Here is an 11,666-nt window from a genome sequence, read left to right as displayed (position 1 = left end):
AATACTTCCGTGGCCTCAGCGGGAACTTCAGTGGGCTCATGTGGACCGACGGGTCTGGGTCTAGGTCGATAAACTGCGGTAGGCTCGATCGGTGGAGGTTGAAGTTCTCTTGGCGCTTCGGTGCGAGCCCTTGGTTCAAGAGGTACAGGGTATTCAACTGCTTCTGGGGATGGTCTTTCTGGGGATGGTCTTTCGGTTGGGCGTGGAAGTCCTAGCGCAAAGGATTCCGCGGGTCTCTTTCGCTCTCGAGGAGTAAAGAGTTCTTCGGGACGTGGAGTTTCCTCGTGTCTTGGCCCGGAAGGGAGTCGACTGTAAACAAAACCTTCGAGTGCACCGATCATCGCGCTAGTACTGGCGTGATCGATATTGTGATCGTAAATGAAACTCTCTGCTCCTCTGAGAAGAGCGGAAAGAGACCAAACGAAAAGCCGTCCAGGAATGCGATCAAGCGCATACCATCGGAGCGTCTCAAGCGCGCCCGTTGAGAGAAGTTTATCATCTGGGATCTCTTCTGGGCGGTAACGGTTAAGAAGCTTCTCTTTGTAAATCTGTTCAGCGGCAAGGCTAGCGTACCTCGCTCCAGAAGCTGCTACTCTCCCTATTGTGCCTATCCCGCCCAGAGGACCCAAGAGAACATTCGTGAGAGCAAGAGTACCGAGAACTTCAGCTGTTTGCGGGCCCGCGGAACCAAGGAATCTTCCGACAACTCGCTCGAATTCGTTGCTAGTGAATGGACGTTTTTCCGCGGCAATGAGGAGGTTTTTCTTTCCGATATCCTCCGCCTGTTTCGCAAGGTATTGAGCGGCGGGAAGGCTTAGTTTCGGGAGAAGCTGAGCTGCTGCGAGGTTGATTCTGCCAAGCTCCTGATGCCATCCTGCTTTGGATTCTCCGATAATATCATGGAGAGTTTTCTCCCAACCCCTGGGAGGAAGAAAAAAATCCTTCCATTTCTGAAACTGTTCGTCTTTCTCTACTCCGTAGCGCTGTGCGTGTGCCGTGGCGATACGGTCGGCGAGCTGTAGCGCAAGTTCTTCCTTCGGATACCGCCTAAAGGAAGGGTGTCTTTGAAGGAATTCTTCGATAACATCGTTACCCGTCATGGTTCTTCTGGCTCCACGGAGAGTAGCCCTAGGTCTTCAAGTTCCTTATCGGGAATATCTCGCGGAGATTCTTCTTCTGGTGCAGCAGGCGTAGGTGTATACGCTTGTGGAGTGGTTGTGTATCCAAGTTCCGCTTTGGCCCTTCGGGACATCTCAATAATCTCAGGGGTTCTTCGGATCATCTGCTGGCGGAATTTGCGTATCTGTTCGATGACCGGTTGATACGTGGACACAAGCTTTTCGCTGACTCTCGTGCCCGTTTTGGACATCGGGATTTCGCCCAATTTCCATAGATCTTCCACGACGTCATACAGCCTGTTGCTCGTGAGGTTTTCGAGTAGAGGCTTAATCGCACCATCATGGATGTTCTGGATGGATTCGTAGATGACTTCTACCAGAGCCTTTTGATATACGTCAGGCTCAGTGTTCTTAAGGTTAGGATCCACGGTATCCAGGACATTCTGCGCTAACGTTTTTCGGAACCCTTCCTCAAGTGGTCCTTCCTGTTTGAAGTGAGGAGCAAAACCCATCATGAGTTTGCCGGGTTCTTGGTAAGCAGAAAGGATGCGGTCGTAGGCGTTACTGATTTGAAGGAACGCATCAACTTCCGCGGGGGTCTTTAGGCGAGCTAAAAAAGGATTCCCTCTCTGTGTCCCTAACTCGTTAATCGATCTCATTCTCTCTTGTATGCCCTTCTTTGCGGCAAGGAAGAGTTTCACCCATTCGCGTTCCTCCTTCATATCTTCACGGATCGTTTTTAGGTGTTCCTCCATTTCTTTCCGTCGCTGTTCCATTGCCCACTGGTAACCGTTATTGAGTCCGGAGAAAAACCCACCGAGAGCGGTAAGGAACCCTAGACCCGCTCCTCGGCTCGCTACTCCCGCGACAACGGCTAAGGGAAAAAGAAGAAAGAACCACGAAGCAGCGGTGCTTTTTTGCTTGTCTCGATCGACCACACCTTTCGGTTCCGGTCGGCTTGCAATCTCTTCGGCCCTTTTTCGTGCATGCTGAGCGACACTTTCTAGTTCCTCGATTTCCTTTTTGGCTCTCTCCGGTGAAAGAGAAGTCTTTTCTTTTTCGGTCTTCTCTTCCTTAAAAGTGGCAAGGTATTCGGGAGGGTAGGCCTTCACTCCTCGTTCTTGCTCTAATCGTTTCTTTTCTTCCGTTGTTGGCATGGAGCCTCCTTGAAGTCTTTGGAATATATCTGGCACTTTTGGCCCAAAGATGCTAGCTAGATACTCGTGCTGCGCTTTGGGGATCTTGCTTAAGTCAATCTGCCCAAACCCAAGCTCGTTCTTGAGAGTATCAACGATTTGTCCTACGCGAGCAAACCATCCCCTCCCGAACTTAGGAAAAAGGTCATGTAGGCTTGTGTAGTACTCCAGGTTCTTTTCGAGAAATGCGGATGGGTCTGGGTTTTGGTGAGCCTTGGCGATGGTGGTGGAATCCAGCACACCGGTAGGAGGGAGCCCTAGGCTCTCCTGCATTTTTTTTATCGCATTGACTTCTCCGATATTGTGTCCCTGGATAAAGAGCGGAAACGCCCAACTCGGCGGGAGTTTCCAATATCCCCCCTCTTTCCAAAGTTCTTCGTATGCGCGTGTTGCACCTCGCTCGTCGAGAGAATCGACAAATTCTCGTCCGTAGGTCCGCTCGTCAAAACCGTACGCCGTCCTTCCTCCTGGATCTTCCGGCACGTACTCATGGTACCGGCCTTCAAGATCGAGGATTGTTTCAATGGCCAGTTGCCTTACCCTTCGCTCTTCTTCGGAATCAAAGATCATTGTACAAGCATATGCGCCTCAAGCTCCCGCTCCAATGACCTTCGGTAGGACAGATCCTAACACACTACCGATCGTGGAGAAGACCGTTTGAATCGTTTGCAGGAACATTTGCTGTTCTGCGACCTGGGTAGCTGCTACTGCTTGGAGAGCATTGGAGGCCACACCTAGCGCGTTGGTTGAAACTCCGTAAGCCGAAAGACCTTGGCTAATGAGTCCAAGGGAGTAACCCATTTGAAGTTCCAAAGGCACAGTTTGCGAGGAATGAATGGCTAGTGCTTGAGCTAGGTTTTGGTTTAAAAACTGCGCCTTCATCCCCGCTGCCTGGAGGTCGATTTGTCCATCGAGCATCGCGTGCATGGTAGATTGGCTAAGCCCAAGCCCGGCCATCGTTTGCGCGATCTCCTCTTTTCCAGCCTGTGTGGCAAGGTTAATGGCAGCCTCTTGAGCAGGAAAAAGTTGTCCTTGCTGGTAGGCTTGCAGTAGTTCGTTCTCGACAGCGGCGTAGGCTGGACTAGCATGGAAGTAGGAAATGTCCAGAGGACTGAACGATGGCGGAGGAGCCCCACTGCTTTCTCTACCAAGGAGTCCACTCCCTATGCCAGCCGCTTGTTGGGATAATCGTTGCGATTTTATCGCCACACCTTCCTGTGGACCTGTGTCGACACTATCTCCCATAGCCGTAATGTCTCTGCCGATCGAGATCCCGTCAACCACCGAGTATTGCATCGTAGAGTGGGAGCTTAAGGAGCATGCTCGAAGGTTTAGTCAGGAGTGGCTCAATGGCTTGTGGGGTCTTTACGTCATGGGAAGGGCTCGCTTTTGGGTGGAAGCGGACTGGTCGATTTTCATTATCTTCCTGCCAAAGTTCCCTCGCCACGTCCATATCGCCTGGATCCGAGGCGATTGGAAAAAGGCGCTTGAGTTTGTGATTGGTCCTCTCTGGCGATCAGGTTACCAAACCTTCTCCTACATCCGTCATGGGAAGTTTCGGATGGTGGAGAATCCAGAGAAGTGGGAAGCGCCCGTTACCCGCCGATCAAGATAAAGTACATCTGGCCACTTGTATCAACGGCGTCCACGCATCCTCGGTTTATCATGAAGTTAAAATTCGACGCTGGTTTAATGATGATACTCCCAAATCCAGTAAAAACGTCCGTAATATCAAGGGTAGTTCCTGATTGTCCCATAAAATCTGCTCGGTAGCGATTGATAAGTATCTTCACATGTACCCCTGAATTCACAGTATTACCCCATGCCGTAGGGTGCCAGAAATCGGCTAGTCCATACCGAATGTCGGTCGTCGACACCTGTCCCCACGTTACCACTCCCCCCAACACCATGATGTGGCCGAGGAATCGGTACCACGGTGGCCCTGATGAGGGAAAGACCCAAACGCCATTGACCCAGGTCAAATTGGACAACATCTTTGAGGCAGATGTATCCTGGATGGCTGTCAGAGCAATATTTCCTGGGGATGTAGCGTATGCGCCTATTCTCCACACACCATCTCCTGTGACGCCCATCGAGGAGAGTGTTGCGCTTATTTCCCCAAAAGCCATTGCCTGGAATTGATTGGTGCTCTGCACCCAGAGGATTTCCTCTAATCCAGTAAACGGGCTCCAGTAAATGGTACTTGTCCCAGTTGTGGTCATAAGATAGGGATTGCCGGAAACCAAACCTAACTTATGGTTCGGTATCCAAGTTGTACCAGTTACACTGTTCTGGAGATTGGTTACCTGGTTCTGGAGATTGGTTACCTGGTTCTGGAGGGAAGCCAGAGAGTTTATCAGATCGGAGATCGAGCCATTGAGAGATTGAAAAGCGTTACTTACTTCTAAACTAAAAATCTTTTGCTGTTCAGGTTTGCTAAGGTCGTATCCTGGAAGGAGAGATACATTAGCCATGTTACGCGTACCACGTCACAAGATCCACGTTACCCGTAATCGAACCGCAGAAGTATGGTCCTATATGACTAAAAAGCGTAGTATACGACAAAAATGTGGATCCACCACCACTAACGTTGCCCCAATTCTGTGCTGCCCTACCAACTAATGCTGCGCTACCGGGGATCTTTGCCGCTGACTGTCCGTAAGGAGTGAGAGTTACGGTCCCAATCGTAATTTCATAATTGGGTTCAACATTGCTCCATGATCCATACGATGTTGACAACGATTGACGTGCTGTACAGAATCCGAACGGACCACTCCCTCCTACAATGATTTCAACCGGACCACCAACAACAAAGGGATATTTACTTTCTCCGTGGACATTACAAATGTCAAAGCTTAGCAATCCCCCAACGCTTTCGTTCCAGTAAACGCTAGGAGTGGTGCCTTTGGTATAGTACCAGCCTATAAGCCTCCAGTTTATCCCTCCCGAAGCAACTCCCCAGACAGGATCGGTAAAGAAGCCGGAAGGCAAGAAATTGGCATTGCTTACTTGAAATGATCCAAAGACAACGGAACTCCCATTCCAGTATGCCCCGATAGCATAGAGCGTATTGGCTGCGGAACCTGAGATGCTAAAGGATACTCCACCAAATTCTAGGATTCTCCAACGGTTTGAGGTCGAATCCCAGATGGATGTCATCCTCCCTTTCCATGGAAGCCAATAGAGCGTGGTTGTCCCGCCGGAGGTCGGGGTCTGCCCAAGAACGTCGTTAGTAGCACGGAGAACATGACCGATGAGGCCTGGGTTCTGAAAAGCGGTGAGCAACCCTCCAGCAGGATTGAGCAGTACCCAATTCCCTGAGGTAGAGTCATAAAACACCATAGCAAAGCTGCCTGCTACGATGTCACTAGGAAAAAGGGTAGATCCGTCGTACCGAACGATGGGCTTAACTCCAAGCGAGTTGACGTTAAGCGTTGATGTTCCTGTGTTGGTGTTTGCTGGCTTGAAAACGATTGCTAACCCCTGAGGGTATGCTGTTGTCAGGTTAACCCCTGATGGAAAGGCAACGGCGTAGGCGTTTGTCGTACCAATATCGGACAGTGGGTTAATGTAGCCAACAGGGTCATTGAGCGCGCCAAAAAGGGTATCGATCGGGTTATCAAAGGCAGAGGCCGGGACTATTTGCGATGGAGAGTATTGTCCTATCTTTGCCCCTGTGCGGACTATCGGGATACTTGGCATGGTTCAGTACCATTCTGTCACGGGTTCCACCTGCATCGCAAGCTCCAAAAGGACGTAGGGTTGCGAATTCCCCGAGACGTCAAGCCCTACGTGACGTCCGAATCTCGTTATGGAAGTAGGCGGGGTTTTGCCTTGCTGCAGCGACGTCGCAAACCAGTTGTAGGGTCCAGGAGCCACCCCGACGGTGAGGTTTTGATTGCTACTATTCTGCCAAGTGAATAGCCCGGTTATCTCCCCGGTCGGACCATTGTCGTACCCAAATTGAAGTCCAGTAAGAAAATTCACGGGTGTACAATAGGATCCTGTCTCATCAACCACGCACACGTTAAGCCCAGTAATCGGTTGGTTGTTGATGGATCCTAAGGCTATCCCAACCTTCTGAACGCGCTTCCGAACGATCGGGGAACCAAAATCGTAGAGTTTTGTCTGGAAAAGATGTGGAACAGAAGCGGATGTATTGGCAAAAAGCCTCCATATTCTTCCGGAAGGATCAGCAGCGATGGTGATGACGTCCCCTCCTAAATAGAGGCTTACGATCGCCACCGGATAGTTGTCTTCGAAGGTGTTGACGGAAAGAGGAGAGAGACTAAACCAAAGTCCATTTTGCGTAAGGCCAATGATGCGCCACGCATTGGATGGATTTAAGATCGGAAGACAGAACAACCAACAAAATTGTCCCCAAACGGAAGTAAAAGCGATCGTAACGATTCGTGACGAGTCAAAGTTTCGAAACCACCAATCATCCAGCTTATCGCTGATTTTGATGGGCACCGATCCCTGGACAGTGAAGATTCCTGCTTTGCTTACCATAAACAATGTGGCACCGGCAGCATACACCCCTAGCTGTTGATTGGTACCGATCTCCGTCTCCATAGAAGAAACATCGAAGACAGCCTGCTGGGCGTTACCTACGGTGACTAGCCTCAGGTTCGAAATCGACCCGAGAGCATTGGGTGTCCAAAAGATAAGCGAACCAAGGTAGGTTGCGGCTCCTTGAGGATTGCCTAGGAAGGAGGAATCGTTAATCTCAAAGGCTCCAGCGGTTCCCGTGGAAAAGCTAATGTTCCCAACGTCGGAGAATTTTACCGTACGGGATCCTGTATCGAAAACCCAAACCCTATCCTGCCAGACAGCGACTCGATTGCCCGTGATGGTTGTATCGACCGTAACATATCCATTGGTAGGGTCCCATGTCATTACTCCGGCTGGAGTTGCAATTACGATTTTGTCGTTCCTCCATTCCGCAGCATCGAGCTGTCCTGCATTGACCGATCCTAAATGTCCGTTGGAAACCCATTGCATCGCGTTGACGTTAAACAGCTTGAAAGCCGTTTGCTGCATTACACCCACGTACAAAGTCTGCCCAATCTGAAATGGCTTCATCCAGGATATCTGGCCGAAGGTGGTGTCTATCTGCTCTACTTGAGTGCTGCCTGGAATAACGGCTAGTTCCCCTGGGTTTAAGGGAACAGCGTTTATACACTCCCACAAATGATCCTCAGGGATAGTGAACCTCGTGGCTCCCTGATGAATCCCCTTCCAACCGGAATCCGAGAAGTTGAGAAGAAGCGGATGTTCCTTACTATTTTGAACCGGCATTATAGATATCGACTTATCCAGCGAGATTGTCTCCCCACCAAATTGGTATACCAGGTCTGGTAGAGGAGAGACAGCCTCTTCATTTTGGATTCTTCGCTTTGGTTTTCAGCCGCAACGATGGCTGCCACCACGGGGACGAGATCTTGAAAGGGTTGAACGATGTCTTGATCCGAACCGCTTGGACCGAGATCCAATGGCCAGAACCGAACGCGCAGTTCCAATCCTGTGTTCGAAATCGCGCTCGTAGGATAGATGTAGATCATTTGCTCTTCCTGAACGGTCGTCCACCAGATGGGGATTGAACCAAAAAGCGTGGGATTAATCACGCGCTTCGAAAGATAACTTGCCCAAGGCATGTACCGGAGTGGTTGCGAAATCCCGCCCCAAATGATCCCCACATCCTCCACTGCCATGATCTGCCTAACTGCGCCTCGAATGCTGACGGTAGGATAGGGGATTGTTTCTTGCCTGAGAGGAAGAGGGATTCCGTAGGTAGCGTAGTCGAGAAAGGCAAGTGTCGTCCCTCCCTCCATTGCGACGTACCTGCGTGCTAGCTGGACGTACTTTTGAATCTGCTGATCGGTCCAGAAGTTCCCTAGCGGGTCATTGAGATAGTCCCGCGTTTGGGAGACGTAATCAGAGAGGGTGTTGGAAGAAACAACCGGCATACTCTATGGTAAGCCGGCAGAGCTAACTAGACAAGAATCGGGATCGCGAAGAGGGGATACGTCGGATTGCTCCCAGGGGTAGCTGCCATATTTACCGTGAGCTTCGTATTAACCCCGTCCGAGAACACCGTAATTTCCTTTATGGTAACGAGAGATACAGCAGGAGTTCCCTGAGTTCCACTAAATTGACCGTCTCCGTAGACTGCCCAGGAAAGGATAACGTCATCTCCCGTGATAGCATTGACAACGGGATTTAGGACAAGAACGAAGATGCCAGGAGGGATAATAATGTCTTGGGATTGTGCCGATGCCTGTCGAGTACCCGCTACTTGCACATACTGCGCGCCGTAGTTGGTAGTCCCAGGAAGATCCGTGACGCTAAGCGAGAAATTCGCGTTGCTTAAAGTAGAAGGCCAACCGACTACGGGTCCACCGGTATGCCAAGCTACAGGCCACCGAGCGAGCCTCTTTGTTATGAGTCTGGTTAAGTTGACAGCCATTTTCCTTCTCCTTTACACCATCGTTACTCCCGAAAGCCCTTTGAAAAGCGCGTGCATCTTCGGTCTCACGTTAATCATCTCCAGCATGAAGAGAACCTCGCACTGGAAGGCAAGCTTACCACTGCCAGAGAGCGGGTAGAAATCGGATAGCGCCCAATCCACCGACCGATGGACAATCATTTTGAGATACTCGGTATTAATCAGAAGCAGATTGCCGGACGTAGCGCCACCGAGATTGTATGTCGGAGCCAGGGGATCACCGATAATGTTGACCCCCGCCACCCGAATCGCATCAACGGCCGTGTCGTAGTGCGTGGCTGACTGGTTGTTGGGATAAAGAACAAACTGCTCGCTCTGGATGAATTGCGAAACGATCGCCGCAAAAACTTCGAACGGTACTACCCCGAGGGTTGGTTTTTCACCAAAGTACCGAACGACATTCAAGATATACTGGTAAACCGTGTTCCTAGTAGGAGTGACTGCACTTGTGGGGAAATCGCTACAGATCGATTGCCAGTTGCCCTGAAGATCAGGATCGGTTCTTGGTAAGCCGCCGTAGGTGCTTACGATAGGGGTGCCGGTGTTACTGGATGGAGTTGGTCCGTCCACAAGTTCCGCAAAACCTGTTAGTCCGAGAGGATCAACGAAAAGCTGAGGCCAGAAAGGAACACTCGGAGTCGAGGGAGCATCAGGAACGTTGTACCACAGATACTCCGAAAACTGCTGCATCATGTAGTTGGTGGCGTCGGTAAGCCTGACTTCGAGGATATCAAAAACGGCCTGCTCTTCCTGAGCGAGCACTTCCATCTTGTGGATGATGATGGGTAGCGCAAACCACTTGTACGTCCATTGCGCATTTTTGACCGGCAAAAGCGGTTGAGGCATCCCCATATCTCCCGCCGGTCCAATCCATCCACCAACGTTCGCAGGCCCATACTGAACCGTCTGAGTGATCGGAGCAATACCACCGGTACCTAAATCCCTGTCGGCCAGTAGTGCTGCAAGTGTCGGCGTCGTGGTGTAAGGGAGAGATTGAATGACAGGCAGGAATGTACGCCTGGTAATTTGACTCCACGCTGCGAGCAAATCCCCTGTGGGATAAGCACCGCCACCACTAAATGGATAACTTGCTGGCATTTACTATCTCCCTAGTACCTTTCTTCGCACTTCGTCAAATTCTTTTTTCGCAGCTTCTTTGGCTGCACGCATCATTAACTTCTTCGAACCGAGCTTCTGAATCTCCTGAAGATCGATGGCGGGTTCTTCTTTGTACCGAAGCCATCGACCAGGAGGCTCGGTTTCAGGAGGTCGATTCTTTAAGCTCGTAAGCTCAAGCGCAGTATCCATATCAGCCACCTTCCCCTCAGCAACGAGTTTCTCAGCCTCCAGAATGACGTTGTCGGAGTATCCCTTCTGACGGTACTCGTGCCATTGCGTGATCCGGTGATTTTCCTTAACCACCGAGCCAAGCTTCGTTTTTAGCTCTTCGTTTTCCTTCTTTAACTCTTCCAATACCGGCTGAATTTCCTGCATCGCTGCTTCCTTGGCGTCGATTTCAGGAACTACGGACTTAGGGAAGAGTTTCTTAAACAGTTTGAGAAAATGAGGTCTTGTCTCCGGTTCGGACAAGGCAACGTCGACAAACGCCGCCTTCCCCTCTTCGGTCTTAAGATCGATGTGAGTTTCTTCAGCCATTGTCCCTCCTTGTTCTTATGGAAACGGAAGAATCAGCCGTTTGCACCAATCGTCTTTTTCTTTCGGGAATTGCCTGCCGAGGCACGGCTTGTGTTTTTACGGGAATGACTTGCGTAAGCCGTTCCCTTGCTCTCGATACTGTTTGGGGATTAACTTTGGGCTTTTTCATTTCTTTCTCTTCGATGGCGGTGGAGGGGTGCCGGGCTTGGATTTAGCCAACTTCCCATACGGGACGTACTTGCATCCCCGGTACACTACTCCAGGAAGAAGCTTTTTCCCTTTCATTTGCCAGCCTTAATAAAGGTGATGGTACGCCGCTTGATATTCTCAATAAGCTTCGCCATCTCCGGGACGCGAACAGTATTGAGGATATCCCCCCACTTCTTCGCGTTATCCAAAGGCGGCCTCAACGGTCTGGGTCTCGGCATTGATTTTTCGGCCATGTCTCAATCTCCTACTGGTTTTTTGTGTTTGTCAAGTCCTTGACTGGTTCAAATCCAACAGGTTGGAAACCGGCTTGCATTGGAGGAGTGGGGATATCTTCCTCGTTTGGGTCATGAATTACACCAATGGACACGCGCATGCCTATTTTCTCATCGAAGAACGGAGGATCAGGCTGACGCATTGGAATTTTCTGCTTTGTGGGTGGCTGACTGGGAGTTGGCTGACTTGGAGTTGGCTGCTGAGGCGTCATGACTCTTCACTCCTTTCCCTTCCGTATTCAATCGCAGCAGCCTGTCGTGCTGCATCCCTTAGGCTTTTCGGCCTATAGGTTGCGCGAGAAGTTTTGATCTTCCCGGTTCTCTTATACTCTCGGACAAGCTTAGCAATGTTCCGAGAAACTCGACCACGAGATCTTTTCGATTTCCTAGCCATATGCCACTGTCCTTAACGGTAACCGTGTTCTTCCTCCAGTCCCTCCAATCCCTCCAATACCTCCAATCCCTCCAATACCTCCAATCTGTCCTGATTGACTTTGGAATACAGGCGGGGTCGAAGGGGAAGGTTGCGTACTCCCTACTGGTAACGCTTGCCCTCCTATGATCGAGAATGGAGCCTGAGCCTGACCCGGTGCTACAGCCTGAGTACTTGAAACTGGAGTTCCAACACCCCATATAGGAGGCAAGTTTTGGGTAGAGGGAGGAGCTGAAGGAGACAAGTTTGAGGTAGAGGGAGGAGCTGAAGGAG

13 protein-coding genes and 2 pseudogenes are annotated in these 11,666 nt (G+C 50.5%); 5 read left to right on the top strand and 10 right to left on the bottom strand.

Going from position 1 to position 11,666, the window contains the following annotated elements:
* The 3 genes and pseudogenes from KK925_RS07155 to KK925_RS07145 all read right to left on the bottom strand — a co-directional run.
* Positions 1-1,100 (bottom strand): annotated as a pseudogene (locus tag KK925_RS07155) (hypothetical protein); the annotation flags it as partial.
* The gene (locus tag KK925_RS07150) at positions 1,097-2,884 is read right to left on the bottom strand and encodes a lysozyme family protein (RefSeq protein ID WP_174583413.1); all 1,788 of its coding nucleotides are present in this window, start codon (positions 2,882-2,884) and stop codon (positions 1,097-1,099) included. The gene KK925_RS07150 and the pseudogene KK925_RS07155, both read right to left, overlap by 4 nt.
* A gap of 18 nt (positions 2,885-2,902) precedes the next feature.
* Positions 2,903-3,559 carry a hypothetical protein gene (locus tag KK925_RS07145; protein WP_174583412.1) on the bottom strand — a complete coding sequence of 219 codons (657 nt, stop codon included), beginning with the start codon at positions 3,557-3,559 and terminating at the stop codon, positions 2,903-2,905.
* Between the two features lie 7 nt (positions 3,560-3,566).
* Between KK925_RS07145 and KK925_RS07140 the strand changes: the two genes are divergently transcribed.
* From KK925_RS07140 to KK925_RS07130, 3 genes are all read left to right on the top strand, one after another.
* Positions 3,567-3,929, top strand: a complete 363-nt coding sequence (locus KK925_RS07140; RefSeq protein WP_174583411.1) for a hypothetical protein — start codon at positions 3,567-3,569, stop codon at positions 3,927-3,929.
* Between the two features lie 353 nt (positions 3,930-4,282).
* Positions 4,283-4,456 carry a hypothetical protein gene (locus KK925_RS07135; protein ID WP_214096387.1) on the top strand — a complete coding sequence of 58 codons (174 nt, stop codon included), beginning with the start codon at positions 4,283-4,285 and terminating at the stop codon, positions 4,454-4,456.
* A gap of 113 nt (positions 4,457-4,569) precedes the next feature.
* A complete protein-coding gene (locus KK925_RS07130) occupies positions 4,570-4,722 on the top strand; it encodes a hypothetical protein (protein ID WP_174583409.1) in 153 nt (50 codons plus the stop codon).
* A 67-nt stretch (positions 4,723-4,789) separates the two neighbouring features.
* Here the strand turns inward: KK925_RS07130 and KK925_RS07125 are convergent, their stop codons facing one another.
* From KK925_RS07125 to KK925_RS07100, 6 genes are all read right to left on the bottom strand, one after another.
* Positions 4,790-5,656, bottom strand: a complete 867-nt coding sequence (locus KK925_RS07125; protein ID WP_174583408.1) for a hypothetical protein — start codon at positions 5,654-5,656, stop codon at positions 4,790-4,792.
* A 363-nt stretch (positions 5,657-6,019) separates the two neighbouring features.
* Positions 6,020-7,615 (bottom strand): hypothetical protein, encoded by a 1,596-nt coding sequence (locus tag KK925_RS07120; protein WP_174583407.1) that lies wholly within the window; start codon positions 7,613-7,615, stop codon positions 6,020-6,022.
* A complete protein-coding gene (locus KK925_RS07115; protein ID WP_174583406.1) occupies positions 7,615-8,283 on the bottom strand; it encodes a hypothetical protein in 669 nt (222 codons plus the stop codon). Before KK925_RS07115 ends, KK925_RS07120 begins: the two co-directional genes overlap by 1 nt.
* Before the next feature lie 26 nt (positions 8,284-8,309).
* Positions 8,310-8,783, bottom strand: a complete 474-nt coding sequence (locus tag KK925_RS07110; RefSeq protein WP_174583405.1) for a hypothetical protein — start codon at positions 8,781-8,783, stop codon at positions 8,310-8,312.
* Between the two features lie 12 nt (positions 8,784-8,795).
* Positions 8,796-9,920 (bottom strand): hypothetical protein, encoded by a 1,125-nt coding sequence (locus tag KK925_RS07105; protein ID WP_174583404.1) that lies wholly within the window; start codon positions 9,918-9,920, stop codon positions 8,796-8,798.
* Between the two features lie 3 nt (positions 9,921-9,923).
* Positions 9,924-10,478 (bottom strand): hypothetical protein, encoded by a 555-nt coding sequence (locus KK925_RS07100; protein WP_174583403.1) that lies wholly within the window; start codon positions 10,476-10,478, stop codon positions 9,924-9,926.
* 17 nt (positions 10,479-10,495) lie between these two features.
* On the opposite strand from KK925_RS07100, the gene KK925_RS07095 reads away from it, so the two are divergent.
* A complete protein-coding gene (locus KK925_RS07095; RefSeq protein WP_174583402.1) occupies positions 10,496-10,693 on the top strand; it encodes a hypothetical protein in 198 nt (65 codons plus the stop codon).
* Between the two features lie 307 nt (positions 10,694-11,000).
* Positions 11,001-11,174, top strand: a complete 174-nt coding sequence (locus tag KK925_RS07090) for a hypothetical protein (protein WP_174583401.1) — start codon at positions 11,001-11,003, stop codon at positions 11,172-11,174.
* 56 nt (positions 11,175-11,230) lie between these two features.
* Here the strand turns inward: KK925_RS07090 and KK925_RS07085 are convergent.
* A pseudogene (locus KK925_RS07085) lies at positions 11,231-11,666 on the bottom strand (hypothetical protein); the annotation flags it as partial.

Source organism: Candidatus Methylacidithermus pantelleriae, assembly GCF_905250085.1.
Lineage (GTDB): Bacteria > Verrucomicrobiota > Verrucomicrobiia > Methylacidiphilales > Methylacidiphilaceae > Methylacidithermus > Methylacidithermus pantelleriae.
Note: the sequence above shows the minus strand (reverse complement) of the source record. Positions and strands in the feature narration are given on the sequence as shown.